This is a genomic window from Lysinibacillus sp. RS11, assembly GCF_042019215.1.
GTDB classification, from domain to species: Bacteria; Bacillota; Bacilli; order Bacillales_A; family Planococcaceae; genus Lysinibacillus; species Lysinibacillus xylanilyticus_A.
Genome location: NZ_CP168124.1, coordinates 1,506,986 through 1,521,508, shown reverse-complemented (window position 1 = coordinate 1,521,508; position 14,523 = coordinate 1,506,986). Strand labels below are relative to the sequence as shown.

The 14,523-nt window shown below is 38.8% G+C and carries 15 protein-coding genes; all 15 read right to left on the bottom strand.

The genetic code is table 11. The features are described from left to right. Window positions 1-57 precede the first annotated feature (57 nt). On the bottom strand, window positions 58-846 hold the full coding sequence (locus tag AB9L17_RS07480) for a menaquinol-cytochrome c reductase cytochrome b/c subunit (RefSeq protein ID WP_375200308.1): 789 nt from the start codon (window positions 844-846) through the stop codon (window positions 58-60). Window positions 847-888: 42 nt separating this feature from the next. Next, window positions 889-1,563 (bottom strand): menaquinol-cytochrome c reductase cytochrome b subunit, encoded by a 675-nt coding sequence (gene qcrB / locus AB9L17_RS07475; RefSeq protein WP_068982832.1) that lies wholly within the window; start codon window positions 1,561-1,563, stop codon window positions 889-891. Between the two features lie 14 nt (window positions 1,564-1,577). Next, entirely contained in the window at window positions 1,578-2,084 is a 507-nt protein-coding gene (locus tag AB9L17_RS07470; protein WP_068982833.1) for a ubiquinol-cytochrome c reductase iron-sulfur subunit, read from the bottom strand. Between the two features lie 154 nt (window positions 2,085-2,238). Beyond that, window positions 2,239-2,688, bottom strand: coding sequence for a YpiF family protein (locus tag AB9L17_RS07465; RefSeq protein WP_068982834.1), 450 nt, complete (start codon window positions 2,686-2,688; stop codon window positions 2,239-2,241). Between the two features lie 307 nt (window positions 2,689-2,995). Continuing rightward, the gene (locus tag AB9L17_RS07460) at window positions 2,996-3,553 is read right to left on the bottom strand and encodes a ReoY family proteolytic degradation factor (protein ID WP_068982835.1); all 558 of its coding nucleotides are present in this window, start codon (window positions 3,551-3,553) and stop codon (window positions 2,996-2,998) included. A 14-nt stretch (window positions 3,554-3,567) separates the two neighbouring features. Further along, window positions 3,568-4,818 carry a tetratricopeptide repeat protein gene (locus tag AB9L17_RS07455; protein ID WP_375200768.1) on the bottom strand — a complete coding sequence of 417 codons (1,251 nt, stop codon included), beginning with the start codon at window positions 4,816-4,818 and terminating at the stop codon, window positions 3,568-3,570. 121 nt (window positions 4,819-4,939) lie between these two features. Then, window positions 4,940-6,226 carry a 3-phosphoshikimate 1-carboxyvinyltransferase gene (gene aroA / locus AB9L17_RS07450; protein ID WP_223554625.1) on the bottom strand — a complete coding sequence of 429 codons (1,287 nt, stop codon included), beginning with the start codon at window positions 6,224-6,226 and terminating at the stop codon, window positions 4,940-4,942. 83 nt (window positions 6,227-6,309) lie between these two features. Next, window positions 6,310-7,407: a prephenate dehydrogenase gene (locus AB9L17_RS07445; protein WP_223554627.1), complete on the bottom strand. Its 1,098-nt coding sequence runs from the start codon at window positions 7,405-7,407 to the stop codon at window positions 6,310-6,312. Continuing rightward, a complete protein-coding gene (hisC, locus tag AB9L17_RS07440; RefSeq protein ID WP_068982838.1) occupies window positions 7,404-8,504 on the bottom strand; it encodes a histidinol-phosphate transaminase in 1,101 nt (366 codons plus the stop codon). The genes AB9L17_RS07445 and hisC overlap by 4 nt, the downstream gene beginning before the upstream one ends. An 18-nt stretch (window positions 8,505-8,522) precedes the next feature. Further along, complete coding sequence (aroH, locus tag AB9L17_RS07435; protein ID WP_068982839.1) at window positions 8,523-8,891, bottom strand: chorismate mutase; 369 nt, start codon at window positions 8,889-8,891, stop codon at window positions 8,523-8,525. Further along, window positions 8,888-9,979, bottom strand: a complete 1,092-nt coding sequence (aroB, locus tag AB9L17_RS07430) for a 3-dehydroquinate synthase (protein ID WP_375200307.1) — start codon at window positions 9,977-9,979, stop codon at window positions 8,888-8,890. The genes aroH and aroB overlap by 4 nt, the downstream gene beginning before the upstream one ends. 3 nt (window positions 9,980-9,982) lie before the next feature. Continuing rightward, the gene (gene aroC / locus AB9L17_RS07425) at window positions 9,983-11,164 is read right to left on the bottom strand and encodes a chorismate synthase (protein WP_068982841.1); all 1,182 of its coding nucleotides are present in this window, start codon (window positions 11,162-11,164) and stop codon (window positions 9,983-9,985) included. Window positions 11,165-11,514: 350 nt separating this feature from the next. Beyond that, on the bottom strand, window positions 11,515-12,285 hold the full coding sequence (locus AB9L17_RS07420) for a CheR family methyltransferase (protein ID WP_068982842.1): 771 nt from the start codon (window positions 12,283-12,285) through the stop codon (window positions 11,515-11,517). An 84-nt stretch (window positions 12,286-12,369) separates the two neighbouring features. Continuing rightward, window positions 12,370-12,600, bottom strand: a complete 231-nt coding sequence (locus tag AB9L17_RS07415; RefSeq protein ID WP_223554631.1) for a hypothetical protein — start codon at window positions 12,598-12,600, stop codon at window positions 12,370-12,372. A 157-nt stretch (window positions 12,601-12,757) separates the two neighbouring features. Beyond that, window positions 12,758-14,383 (bottom strand): long-chain fatty acid--CoA ligase, encoded by a 1,626-nt coding sequence (locus tag AB9L17_RS07410; RefSeq protein ID WP_375200306.1) that lies wholly within the window; start codon window positions 14,381-14,383, stop codon window positions 12,758-12,760. Between the last annotated feature and the right edge of the window lie 140 nt (window positions 14,384-14,523).

Below are 14,523 nucleotides of genomic sequence, written 5' to 3'. Positions count from 1 at the left end.
CACATTATTATAGAAGTAGAAAAAAAGAGCCAGTTTCCTGACTCTTTTAAACTAAGCTTATTCTTTAGCCTTTAAGCTCGCAATAAATTCAGCTAATTGCTTCGCTTCTTCGTCTGTACCGTGGAATTGACCAGCTGGCATTCCGCCGCGACCATTATGGATAATATCTTCAACTTCTTCAGCCGTTAGTGTATTACCAACTAATTTTGGAGCAGCTGGGCCACCTTTTAAGTCAGCCGCATGACAGCCAATACAAGATTTAGCTTGTTCACCAGTGTCACCATTCCAAATTTTAAATCCTGGAAGTGATTCATCAACTTCAACTTCTGCTACAATTGCGCCCATAGCTTTTTGAGCTTCCCAGTCATGGTTAACAACTGACTCCCATGTTAAGTAGAACATAGCAGCCAAAGCTAATAACATAAACGCTGTAGGTAACGGACGTTTAGATGGACGGCGTTCTGGGCCTTTATCTAAAAATGGCATTAATAATAGCGCACCAAATGCAAGACCTGGTATTACAATAGTCCCAATAACATTATATGGACCAGAAGCAAATGAGTACTTTAATAATTGATACAAGAATAAGAAGTACCAGTCCGGTAATGGCGTGTATGCTCTTGTAGGATCAGCTGGCCCTTCAAGTGGTGATGGATGAGCAACTGTTAATAATAAATAACCAATTAAAAATACCGCACCAACCATCCATTCTTTTAGTAAGAAGTTCGGCCAGAAAGCTTCCGTCTTACCTGGATATTCGGAATAATCCTTTGGAACGTTCGGCATTCTGTGACTCGCTTTAATACGTGAATCACCAACAAATTTCATTCCTTTTCCGCGATGCATTATGTCCCCTCCTTTAAAAAATCATCGAACCGTCAAGAACTATTACAACGGCCCTGAAATTCCTTGACGACGAATCATGATAAAGTGTGCTGCAAGTAACCCAAACAATACTGCAGGTAAGAAGAATACATGAATCGCAAAGAATCGTGTTAACGTTTGAGCTCCAAGAATAGTTGAGTCACCCGCTAATAAGATTTTAATATACTCACCGATAAACGGTACAGATGCAGCAATTTGGATACCTACTTTTGTTGCGAATAATGCTTTCATATCCCATGGTAATAAGTATCCTGTAAAACCAAGACCCATCATTACACCAAAAATACCTACACCAACCATCCAGTTTAATTCACGAGGTTTCTTATAAGAACCTGTAAAGAATACACGAAGAGTATGTAAGAACATCATTACGATTACTAATGAAGCTCCCCAGTGGTGCATACCGCGTACGATTTCACCAAATGCTACTTCGTTTTGTAAATAATAAACTGATTTCCAAGCATTCACTACGTCTGGCACATAGTACATTGTTAAGAACATACCAGATAGTATTTGAATTACTGTGATAAAGAACGTTAATCCTCCGAAACAGTAAACGAATGCTGAAAAATGATGTGCAGGGTTTACGTGCTCTGGCACTTCGTGGTCGGCTATATCACGCCAAATAGGTGTAATATCTAAGCGTTCATCGACCCAATCATAAATTTTATTTAGCACTGTTTTGTACCCCCTTACTTAACTAGAGTATTTGCTTTAGTTGGACCAAGCGATAAGTAACCGTCTTCTTCTTTAACTTCATATTCATCCAATGGACCTAAAGGCGGTGTTCCCGGTACGTTTTTACCATTTTTCTCGTAACGTCCAGCGTGACAACCACAGAAGAATTGATCTGGGTGTGCTGAATCTTCTCCAAAGTTCACCATACATCCTAAATGTTTACAAACAGGTGATAATGCAACGATTTGATCGCCATCTTTGTAAACCCAAGCTACGTTTGTTACTTCTGATTTGTACCATGCGTCAACTTGTTCAAATTTTAAGTCAACTTTAACAGGTTTGTCAGTAATATCAGCGATTTTGTGCTCTGTCTTTACAAAATTCCCACCATCATGCTTTTGTAATACTGGGTCAATTGCAAAGCGAACCATCGGCATCAGCATACCTGCCGCCATAAAGCCACCTACACCAGTTAGTGTATAGCTTAGGAATTGACGACGTGAAACTCGATTATTACTCATTTTTTTCCCCCCTCTAACTTAAAGGTCAGTCCAACGGACATACTTTTACAAATAGTAATACTAGGACATATCTATGATATATCAAGTCCATAGCTTGGTCAATATAGCATTCTGTGGAAAGCTGGAGAATGTGAACATTTATTGAAACAAATTGTTAAATCTGTGCCCATTTGGTCGAAAGTATCGGAATCACTTGTCGCAATTGATCTTCGAGAATAGAGTTTTTCACACCTTTATCCATACTTTCTAACGGAATCGCTGGTAACCAAATAACATTAACTTCATCTCCAATATTTGTCCAAAAATGGTCACAAGTAATGAAGAACACATGCTTAAAACCAGCATTATGTAATTGTGCCTCTAATTGCTTTGGCATTTCTTTGTCTTTTAAGATTACACTGTACGAAAATGGTGGCATCAGTAGTAGACGACCTTTAAATTGTTGTTCGACAAAAGATGTGAGCGATAACAAAAAATTTGCTTCTGAACCACTCTGTTTCATTTTTTCAGAAGTTAAATCGACGGATACGAGTGGAACAATTGCTGTATCAATAAATTCCTTCTGTGCCATAAACGATGTCACATCGTTTGCATTAAAATACATCCAACAAACCTCCCAATATACATAAATTAATTTCGCCTTGGCGAAATTATTGTTGCTGTCGCTTCGCTTTCGCACAGATAAACATTGTTGCTGCCGCTTCGCTTTCGCACAGATAAATTGCCACAGGACGTGTTGTTCTTAGACTGGGTCCTCTATCTTCAGTAGGTGTTTTTCACATCCACTGAATGAAGAAAAAAATGCCCTTCTCCACTCTTCAAAAGGATAACCAATAAAAAGTGAAAACAATCATTCACTAGTTATGTTACCATATCGAGGTGGATAAAGGACATTCAATTTTTAACTCTGTCTAACGTAAATTAGCTGTTTCCTTTAATGCTTGTAACAAATTAGACAATTCATAAAAGCGCTCTTCATCTCCTTGATCGAGAGCCTCATCAATCTGTGCGAGTAATTTTTCTTCTTGGAATACGAGTAAGCTGTTGGAAAGCAGCTCTTCTGCCAGTAAACGATCTTTTTCACTGACAATCAGTGCTTCCGGCATATAAGGGTTTTCTTCAAGAACTGCTAAGTATTGTGCACTTGGTGGTACATTTGGAAAATTCAATTGTATATACATATCTTCTTGTTCATGTAAGCGTAAATCATGGAAAGATTTCTCAGCATCTGCTGTCATTACATTGCCTTTGTAAAAACGAAATGGCACACCCGTTGAGTCAACGGTTGACATTACCATCGCTCTAGGACAATAGTGAGCTTCTTCAACAAATCGAATTCGTTTTAATAACTCATCATTACTTAATAAGTAATTCAAAATCCATACACATTCACGACGTTTCAATTGATAATTTTTTAAGAACCATCTAACAAATGCTTTTTTATCGACAACTGATACAGAAGCAGTCATACCCACTCCCTCCTTTACTCTAATTCTAAGGTTTCTAACTTCTCTTGCCACTCGAGTTCACCCGGTTGAATAGTTATTAATTGACCGAGTACTTCTTTAGCTTCTGAACGTTTCCCTTCCTCTAATAAGAAGTAAACGTATTTTTCTAAAAATGCTGCGTCTTCCTTAAAATCATTATATGCCAAATGGTAAAATTCGTATGCACGGTCGTACAATTCTAAATTTTCATATGCATCCGCAGCAAATGGGTATAATGTGCTCCATTCAAAATCATTTTGTTGCAACGTTTCAAATAATTCTATTACATCCTCATAACGCTCTTGTTGTGCCAACACAGAGGTTAATGCTAATACTGCCTCCATGTATTCAGGATCTAACGCAATGGCTTCACGTAGATGCTGTTCGCCCTCAGCTGGCAAACCAGTTTTTAAAGCCATTTTACCAGCGAATAAATATAAGGATTTATCGTATTCGTCACGTGTTAATCCTTCCATAATGGCAGCGTATGCTTTTTTATTGTCCTCAATCATAGCATAGCTTTCGGCTAGCAATAAATAGGCAGAAAAATAATCCGGATCCAATTCTTTTAATTCCTCTAATTGTTTAATGGCCATTTCAAATTTTTGTGATTGGAAAGCAGAATATGCTGCACCAAATAAAATATCTGGCTTTATTTCACCCTCAAGTGCCGTTAAATAGTAATCTAAAGCTGTTTCATAGGCAGCCCCTGCACGATACACCTCAGCAAGTCGTTCAACAAGACTTACTCCTGCAAATTCAACTTGTTGTTCATTCAATTCCTCATACAGTCTCGCAGCCTCTAAAAAACGACCAGTTTCAAACAATAGTTCTGCTTTAGCAAATTGTAATAATGGTTCCTCCGGTAATATAGCTAGCGCCTCATTGATGCGCATTTCCGCTACTTCAAATAATCCTTGCATTTGATAATAATCCGCTAATACTAATAATGCCTGAGGATATTCTGGAGAGGTCTCCTCTATTTCTAATAAAAAATCTAACGCTTCATCTTCATCGCCAAGTTCCATTAAAACATTTGCACGATCAATTTTTAACTGTGCCTCTTCTGGGAATAAAAATTGTAAATGCTCCAGTACACGGTCTGCTTCCTTCATATACCCATACTGCATAAAAATTTCAGCCAGCTCATAAATTTCCTCGGGTAACTCCTTCATTAAAAATGATTCAAGTAGCTGTTCTATTAATGCTAAGTCCCCTTGTTCAAGTGCTTGCATCATTTCAGTCATCGCATTGTTCACAGTCTTCACCTATTCTTTCATTGATACCTTTATGCTACAAGACATTTTCTACCGAAACAAGTAAAAAAACTCCCCAAAAGGCTTGGAGAGTCTAGCATTAGCTTTTACTTTACTTTACTACCTCTATATGCTCGAAAAATGGTGGATAAGAAACCGCAATACATTCGGCATCATCTAAAGTTACTGCCCCATCTGTTATAAGTGCTGCAACGGCGCCCATCATTCCTATACGATGATCACCATAGGTTTTAAGACTAGCGCCTTGTAATGGCGTTGGCCCTTCAATAATCATTCCATCTTCGGTTGCTTCAATATTAGCGCCTAGTTTTTTCAATTCATCCACTACAGCTGTTATCCGATCAGTTTCCTTCACTTTTAACTCCTCAGCATCCTTAATAATAGTTTTTCCATGTGCCTGCGTTGCTAATAAAGCAAGGATCGGGATTTCATCGATAAGTCGAGGAATAATATCTCCCTCAATTGTAGTTCCTTTTAATGCTGACGTTTCAATTGTAATTGTTGCTGTCGGCTCTGATTGGCTATCTTCGTTCGGCATAAGTTTCATAGCTGCTCCCATATTTTGAAGCACTTCAATGATACCATCTCTTGTTGGGTTCATTCCGACATTTTTTAGCATTATTTTACTACCTTCACAAATAGCTCCTGCAACTAAGAAAAAGGCAGCAGATGAAATATCACCCGGAACAGAAACATGCGTCCCTGTTAGAGTTTGCCCTCCTTGTATTGAAATAACACCATCCACCTCATCAACTTTTGCTCCAAATTGACGAAGCATTCTCTCCGTATGATCTCTAGATATTTCAGTTTCTCGAACAATTGTAGTACCTTCTGCACGTAAGCCTGCAAGTAAAATAGCAGACTTCACCTGTGCACTCGCAACAGGCATGTGATAATCTATAGCCCGTAATGTTGTACCTTGAATGGCTAGTGGCGTATATTGTCCATTTGCTCTTCCAGTAATATGGGCTCCCATTTGACGTAATGGATCAATAACACGGCGCATTGGTCGTTTTCCAATAGACGCATCCCCTGTCATCACTGTGTGCACATTAGAACCAGCTAAAATCCCAAGCATTAAACGCGTTGTCGTACCAGAGTTTCCTGTGTATAGTACCTCTGAGGGCTCTTGCCACCCGTCTATACCTGGACTGTCGATGGATACATTTGTTCCTTCCACGTCAATTTTTACACCGAGCTTTCGGAAGCAGTCGATTGTACTTAAACAATCCTCACCTAATAAAAAGCCGTCAACTGTCGTTTTCCCCTTGGCAATAGCCCCAAACATAACAGAACGGTGAGAAACAGATTTGTCACCAGGAATCGTTAAAGTCCCTTGTAAGGAAGGTTTATCATATTGTAATACTTTTTCACTCATCTTTTCTTCCCTCCAATATGAAGATAGAAAGCGCCGTAATTTCCGACGCTTTCTTTTAAACAGACATTTCCAATATAGATCGTCTATGAAATATAAGTTTCATAGTTAGCACGCTTTTGTATACATGCCGCTGCACGTTCACGGTCACTTTCGCTTTGCAAGCTAATAACAAGGATCCCGAAAACATCTTCACGTGACTCTACGATACGTAAATTGGTAATACTAATCGCTTCGTCTGCAAGCAATCCTGTCACCTCGGAAATAACCCCCGGATAGTCAGGAACATCAACATATAAGTCAAATGATGTAAACATAGCTCCTGCACTTATCGGTAATTCATCCCTTAGCTCCTTGGCAACCGCAAAATAGCTTTCAATGTCAGCTGAACCACCATTTAATAGCAGCTCCTTAACACGAGTCATTTCCTTTTCCCAGCATTCTAGTTGCGCAATAAGCTCATCACGATTTTGCAATGTAATATCTCGCCATAAAATTGGATTGGACGAGGCAATACGCGTTACATCGCGGAAGCCACCTGCAGCAAGTGAACGTGTCATCGGATATTCCCCATTTTCTCCGCCCAACTGATGTACAAGAGAAGCAGCAACGACATGTGGAAAATGACTAACTACAGCTGTCATATGATCATGCTCACGAGCAGATACACTTACAACTTTTGCATGTGTAAATTTTAAAAGACTTTCAAGCTGTGCCATATTGACAATTTCTTCACCAGCGAGTGGCGTTAGCATATAATACGCATTTTCAAAAAGGTGGGCCTTCGCAGCTAATACACCACTTTTATGAGAGCCTGCCATTGGATGCCCACCAATAAAAGTAATACCTAACTCACGTAATTCCCCGGCCTTTTGCATAATCGTTTTTTTTGTACTACCTGTATCTGTTACGATTACTTTATTTTTTAACGGCCATGTTTTTAATTGTTCCATCCATTCAAGTGTTGCGTTGACAGGAGTTCCAAAAATAATGACATCTATGTCGGCTGCAACTTTTTTCGGATTTGTCACAATATCATGAACAATATTTAACGTTTTCGCATGTTCACGTGTTTTTGCATCCATATCATAGCCTATTATTTTTGTTTCAGGTGCCTTTTGTAATGCCAAGGCAATCGAGCCTCCAATTAGACCAAGCCCGATAACGAGCACATTCCGTGTCATGCAAAAACCCCTTGCTCTTTTAGGACGTTTTCAAGGTGACCTAACAACGCTTCATTTTGAGCCTCTGTTCCGATGGTCACACGGATAAACCCAGGTAATCCTAACGCTTTTCCACTACGGATTATAAAGCCTCGCTTCATAAGCTCATTGAAAACAACATCACTATCAGTATTCGTATCAAAGAAAATAAAGTTCGTATCAGAAGGGAAGTATTTTAAATTATATTTTTCACAGAATTCAATATATTGTTTTTTGCCTTTTTCATTTGCTTCACGGCAAGCTTTTATAAATTCTTGGTCACTTATAGCAATTGTCGCAACTGCTTGACTTAAAATTGTATTATTAAATGGCGATCTTACTGGATCCAGCTTAGCAATTACTCCTGGTTGCCCTATTGCATAACCAACTCGGAAAGAAGCAAGACCATATGCTTTTGAGAATGTACGCAATAATAGTACATTTGGATACTCGTCGATTAATGGTAGAGTATCTTTGTGACCAGGATGCGTTACGTATTCGATATACGCTTCATCTAATACGACTAGTACATCACTTGGTACCTTAGCTAAAAATGCACGTAATTCAACATCAGGAATCACAACGCCCGTTGGATTATTTGGACTACAAACCCAAACAACCGATGTGTTATCATCAATGGCTGCTACCATTGCATCTAAATCATGCGCACCTTCGATACAAGGAACTTTGCGTACCTCTGCCCCTTCAATTTCAGCATTATGCCAGTATTGAGAGAATGATGGGTCTGCCATGACTGTGTTCACACCAGGATACAACAGTGCACGAGTAATAATTGCAATAATATCGTCAGAGCCGTTACCAAAAAGAAGCTGTGTTTCATTGACACCTAAATGATTTGCAACAGCCGTACGTAAATTCTGTGCATAGCCATCTGGATAGATCGCATGATTTGCTGAATTATTTTGTAAATAAGCTGTTATCTTAGGTGAGCATCCAAATGGGTTTTCATTAGATGCTAATTTTACGACTTCTTGTAAGCCATATTCACGTTGTACTTCTTCAATTGGTTTACCAGGCTTATATGCTTGCATACCGTCCAGTTGTTGTTTCCATTTCATCTCAAACATCTCCTCTAATTATTTAGCTTGGGCTAAATCTGGTCTTAATTTCACTGCATCATTAAGATACAAGTGCTTTACATCTTTTTGTGCTACTTCCACATTCGCATGTATTAATATACGAATGCAAAGTGGCAATGCGTTTGGCACGTCCATTTCATGCGTACACATAACAGGTACATATTGCCACCCGTCCATTAATCGAACTGCACGTGCTGGAAATGCTGACGTAATATCAGGTGTTGTGGATATAAGTATGGAAGCAATATCATCTACCTCTACATTATTTGCTGCTACCACTTCACGCACTAACCTTGCTGTCTCATCCCATACAAGCTCTGCCTTGTCAGATTCAATTGTAATTGCTCCTCTAAGTCCACGAATCATACAAGCACCTCCGCTAATAGCTGTCGGAATTCGGCATCTACTTCTTTGCACTCCGCTAGATCAATTGGTCGCACATAAGGTTTACCGATTTTTTCCAATAACACAAATTGTAAAATACCATACTCTGCTTTTTTATCTTTCATTAGATACTCTGTTAACTGTTCAAAAGAATACTCTTTCACTGCTCCAAAAGGATAGCCATTTTTTAATGCAAATTGTAAAAACGCTGTAGTGAAATTACGAGTTAACTCACCGTATCGTTCACTTAATAATAAGCAATATACGAGCCCAATCATGACAGCCTCTCCATGCGCTACTTTTCCATAACCAGCAGCCGCTTCAATTGCATGCCCATAAGTATGGCCTAAGTTTAAAAATTTTCGCACGGATTGCTCGGTTTCATCCTCTGCTACAATTTGCGCCTTCACTTCTATACCTTTTTTAAGTTGCTTTGCTAATTCTTCTGTGCTGAAATGAATAACTGTCTCTTCAGCCATTAATTCCTCTAACCATGCTGCATTAGAAATCATCGCATGTTTTATCACTTCTGCTGTTCCCGAACGTACCTCGCGCTCAGGTAAGCTTTCGATAAATACGGTATCATATATTACGCCTTCAGGTTGATAAAACGCACCAATCATATTCTTGCCTAGTGGATGATTAATAGCTGTTTTACCGCCTACCGCCGAGTCATGTGCTAAAATCGTCGTTGGGATTTGAATAAACGGTACCCCACGCATGTAAGTGGCAGCAACAAAGCCTGTTAAATCACCTACAGCACCTCCACCGAATGCAAAAATAAATGATTTACGTGAGCATTTTTGTTCAAGTAAAAATGTTTGGGCCGCATTGTATTGTTCGAAGGTTTTACATGCCTCACCACCTGGTAAAACAAACACCTCAAAATCATAAGGGAAATTCGCCTTGAAATAATCACCTTGTGCCACCCATACATTAGCATCCGTAAAAACAATGAGTTTATCGGCTTTTTGTAGCTGATCGTCAAATGCTTTTACTGCTTCCGTTAAAAATTTATGCCCAAGGACAACCTCATATTGATGTGATTTCGTCGCTACTGGTACTCGCATAAATTAGAACCCCTTTGTATAACGACGCTGTTCGTCGATTTGAGCTTTTAGTTGAGGTAATTGATCACTATGGAATTGTTCCAATATTGCATTCGCTATTTCCCAGGCAATAACATGCTCTGCAACTACTGATGCTGCCGGTACTGCACAGCTATCCGAGCGCTCTACACTAGCTTTAAATGGTTCTTTCGTTTCAATATCAACACTTTGTAACGGTTTATATAACGTAGGGATTGGTTTCATCACACCACGTACGACAATAGGCATTCCTGTAGACATGCCACCTTCTAAACCACCCAGTCGATTTGTTGCACGAGTGTAGCCTTCTTCCTCTGACCAAATGATTTCATCATGTACTTCAGAGCCTTTACGACGTGCCATTTCAAATCCAATTCCAAATTCAACACCTTTAAATGCATTGATAGATAGCATTGCAGCTGCTAGTTTTGAATCTAGCTTACGATCATAATGAACATATGAACCAACTCCAGCTGGCATTCCTTCAACGATCACTTCAACAACGCCACCAATTGAGTCCCCCGCTTTTTTCGTTTCATCAATCGCTGCTACCATTTTTGCAGAAGCCTCTGGGTCAACACAATAGCAAGGGTCTGCTTCAACAATGGCACGAATTTCATCTGCAGATTTCCCTTCTACTAAGGAAGAATCTGCCTTAATACCAACGATTTCTGTTACATGTGACACAATGGAAATACCTAATTCATTTAATAGTGCCTTTGCAACAGAACCTACTGCTACTCGAACAGTTGTCTCACGTGCTGAAGAACGCTCTAACACATTGCGCAAATCACGGTGTCCGTATTTCATGCCACCTACTAAATCCGCATGCCCTGGACGTGGACGTGAAATTTGGCGTTTGATATCATCAGGGTTCACATCTTCTGCCAATGGCTCTGCTCCCATAATTTTTGTCCAGTGCTTCCAGTCATCATTTGTGACTACGAGTGCTACGGGAGAACCAAGTGTCTGTCCGTGACGAACACCAGCAACTATTTCCACTGTATCCGTTTCGATTTGCATCCGACGACCGCGTCCATGTCCTCCTTGGCGACGTTTTAAATCGTGGTTAATTTTTTCTGCTGTAATTGGTAATAGTGATGGTAAGCCCTCAATAATTGTTGTTAGTTGGGGTCCGTGTGACTCTCCCGCTGTTAAGTAACGCATAAACGCTTTCTCCCTTCAACTCGCTAAAGTATGTATTTTTCACTATAACATATATTCTCTAAAAAAACAGTCCTTTTGCAAATGTCATTAAAGTATCGCTTTAATTGTTCGCAAATTTCTAATTGTTCTAGCAACTCTCGAGCTTAAATGCGAATATTCTGAACGATTCGGATAAAAAAACTTTTATCACTAGTAGATAGAAGCATTTAAAAAGGTTTATTTGATTTTAATAAAAATACGCTTTTTGCTTATAACAAGCGAAAAGCGTACGATTATCTATATCTAAGCCTTAAAATATGTACATGACATTCGCGTTGTCTACTGTACGATTGCTTTTCTTATATTATTAATTATTTTCGTCTATAGAAGAATGTATCCTCTACTTCAAACTCGTAACGAGATGGATTAAAGATTTGCTCTGTTGATCCAACAAATAAAATCCCATCCTTACGCAATGATTTACTAAAATTCGTATAAATCTGATCCTTTGCCTCTTCAGTAAAGTAAATCATAACATTGCGACAAACAATTAAATCATAATTAGAATCGTATTGATCTTTCAGTAAATTATGTTTCTTAAACGTCACACAGCGTTTAATTTCATCCTTGACTCTATAGAAAGAACCTTCTTGCTCAAAATACTTCGCTTTTATTTCATTTGGCACTTCTGCTAAGGAACGCTCTGGATAGACACCAAGTTTCGCTTTTTGGATTACATTCTCATCTAAATCAGTAGCAATTATTTGAATTTGAGATAATGGTACTAATTGAGATAACACCATAACTAAAGAATAAGGTTCTTCACCAGTTGAACAAGCAGCACTCCAAATTTTTAAACGCTTATTAGATTGCAATAATTTCGGAAATATTTTTTTCTGCAACACTTCCCAACGCTTACCATTTCGATAAAATTCGGAAACATTGATCGTCATACGGTCTAAAAACTCATTCATTAAGTCACGATCTTGTTCAAGTGCCTTTAGAAAGTCTACAAAATTACGATAACCCTTTTTCTCATAGAGAGATGTTAATCGTCTTTTCATTTGCGCTTCTTTATATAAAGCTAAATCTATTCCTGTTTTGCGCTTTATACCATCTATAAATTGTTCATAATCAGACATACGGTCTTCTTCCCCTCTAGCGTCATATTTCCATTATAGCGGAAAAGTGCCATTCCTGAAATAGTCTTTCACATGTAAACTAAGTTACTTAGTTGACTTGTGTTTTTCCTCTAATAGTAAAACTTTCGAATGTTCTAATTCTAAGCGCATCTTTTCGGTTTCCATCGTGTATGATTCTAGTCTGAGCTTTTCTAGCTCTACTTCCTTTTCGATAGCCTTTAATTTAATTTTTTGCTTTCTTGTGTTTGCATCAGTAAAAATACCTGCTAATGCAATTAATACGCCTCCCATAATTGCAACCATTGCAATTGACAATACGTCCACTTCCTTTCATTACTAATGATTATACGGCAAAATGGAAAAAATAGTTTCATTTTTCTATTCATTCTTGCATTAATTTAACTATAATATTCTCTTTGAAATTCACACATAAAAAATGAAGGCAGTTAGTCACCACCTTCAAAGATTCAGTCTAAACCTCAACTCGATAATCCTTTAGCTCTTCTCTCAATTTTATCTTCATGAATTTTCCTACAGAGGTTTTCGGTACCTCATCTAAAAACACAACATCATCAGGAATCCATGTTTTATGGAATTGCGATCGTAAATCATCTAATAGCTCTGATTTCGTAATAGAATCCTTAAATTCAGGTTTTGGTACAACACATGCAAGAGGTCGTTCAATCCATTTTTCATGTGGAATTGCTATAACTGCGGCCTCAAACACTTTAGGATGTGACATCAAAGCATTTTCAAGTTCCACTGAAGAAATCCATTCTCCACCGCTTTTAATTAAATCCTTTGTACGATCTGTTATTTTTATATAACCATCTTCTGTCATTACCGCAATATCTCCCGTGTAGAGCCAGCCATCTTTGAAGGCTTCTGTAGTTCGCTCATCGTTGTAGTATTCTCCAGCAATCCACGGGCCCTTAATTGTTAGTTCTCCCATTGTTTTGCCATCCCAAGGTACTTCACCATTTTCATTGACCACCCGTGTTTCAATGAGTGGCACCGTTAGCCCCTGTGTAATACGAACATCCATTTTCTCATCGTTTGTATAATCTTGCATATGTGTTAAATACGTCGATACGCTAACAAGTGGCGATGTCTCGGTCATACCAAAGCCTGTCATGTATGGAATCTTAAGCTCCTCCTCAAAGCCACGCACTAGACCGAGCGGCGAGGCTGAACCACCACATACAATCAACCGTATTGAAGACAAATCACGAGGATTTTTGCGTTGCTCCTGTAATACACCAAGCCAAATCGTAGGTACTCCTGCAGTCAACGTGACCTTATATGTTTCAAATAAATCCAGTAGTAACTGTGGTGTAAACATTGGTCCTGGTAGCACCTGTGTAGCACCAAATAATACACCAGCAAACGGAAACCCCCACGCATTCGCATGGAACATTGGTACGACAGGTAGTACTACATCTGCTTCGCTTATACCAACACCCTCGGAGAGTCCCGCTACCATACTATGAAGGACAATACTACGATGAGTATACACTACACCCTTTGGCATTCCTGTAGTCGCACTTGTGTAGCACATTCCAGCAGGTGTATTTTCATCTAGATCCTCTGGAAATTTAAAATCATCATTTGCCTCTGCAAGTAATACCTCATAAGAAAGAGCATTCGGTAATGGAATGTTTTCTATCGCGATATCATCTCCCATTACGATAAAATGCTTTACTGATTTAAGCTGTGAGACGATTGGTGCTATAAGAGGAACTAAATTATCGTCAATTAACAATATTTCATCTTCGGCATGATTAATGACATAAGCAATATGCTCAGGCGATAATCGAATATTAATCATATGCAATACAGCTCCTGCGCACGGAACTGCAAAATATGCTTCTAAATGGCGATGATGGTTCCAAGCAAAAGTACCCACCTTCATACCTCGCTCCATCCCCAGCTTTGTAAGGGCATCTGCTAATTTACGAGTCCGTTTTACATATTCTTTATAAGTAATCTCATGAATTGTTGTAGGGCTTGTCCGCGAATATATTTTTTTCGCATGGAAAAATCGTTCTGCTCGATCCAAAAAACTAGTTAATAATAAAGGTGTATCCATCATATGCATAATAACGTTCCCCTTTGTTCTTAAATTTTCTTAAATCTCCCAAGTCGGACTACTGATACCAACAAAATATACGAAACAAAATATGTTGAAGAACCTAATCTTTTTTCTCACTATCCGCAAACACCTTTCTACATCCGAGC

What these genes read in the sequence shown, in the direction of transcription:
- AB9L17_RS07460 (WP_068982835.1), bottom strand. Translation starts at nt 3,553, where the DNA reads ATGACTGCTTCTGTATCAGTTGTCGATAAAAAAGCATTTGTTAGATGG.
- AB9L17_RS07420 (WP_068982842.1), bottom strand. Translation starts at nt 12,285, where the DNA reads ATGTCTGATTATGAACAATTTATAGATGGTATAAAGCGCAAAACAGGA.
- AB9L17_RS07480 (WP_375200308.1), bottom strand. Translation starts at nt 846, where the DNA reads ATGCATCGCGGAAAAGGAATGAAATTTGTTGGTGATTCACGTATTAAA.
- AB9L17_RS07455 (WP_375200768.1), bottom strand. Translation starts at nt 4,818, where the DNA reads ATGACTGAAATGATGCAAGCACTTGAACAAGGGGACTTAGCATTAATA.
- AB9L17_RS07470 (WP_068982833.1), bottom strand. Translation starts at nt 2,084, where the DNA reads ATGAGTAATAATCGAGTTTCACGTCGTCAATTCCTAAGCTATACACTA.
- aroA (WP_223554625.1), bottom strand. Translation starts at nt 6,226, where the DNA reads ATGAGTGAAAAAGTATTACAATATGATAAACCTTCCTTACAAGGGACT.
- aroC (WP_068982841.1), bottom strand. Translation starts at nt 11,164, where the DNA reads ATGCGTTACTTAACAGCGGGAGAGTCACACGGACCCCAACTAACAACA.
- hisC (WP_068982838.1), bottom strand. Translation starts at nt 8,504, where the DNA reads ATGAAATGGAAACAACAACTGGACGGTATGCAAGCATATAAGCCTGGT.
- aroB (WP_375200307.1), bottom strand. Translation starts at nt 9,979, where the DNA reads ATGCGAGTACCAGTAGCGACGAAATCACATCAATATGAGGTTGTCCTT.
- AB9L17_RS07445 (WP_223554627.1), bottom strand. Translation starts at nt 7,407, where the DNA reads ATGACACGGAATGTGCTCGTTATCGGGCTTGGTCTAATTGGAGGCTCG.
- AB9L17_RS07410 (WP_375200306.1), bottom strand. Translation starts at nt 14,383, where the DNA reads ATGCATATGATGGATACACCTTTATTATTAACTAGTTTTTTGGATCGA.
- AB9L17_RS07465 (WP_068982834.1), bottom strand. Translation starts at nt 2,688, where the DNA reads ATGTATTTTAATGCAAACGATGTGACATCGTTTATGGCACAGAAGGAA.
- aroH (WP_068982839.1), bottom strand. Translation starts at nt 8,891, where the DNA reads ATGATTCGTGGACTTAGAGGAGCAATTACAATTGAATCTGACAAGGCA.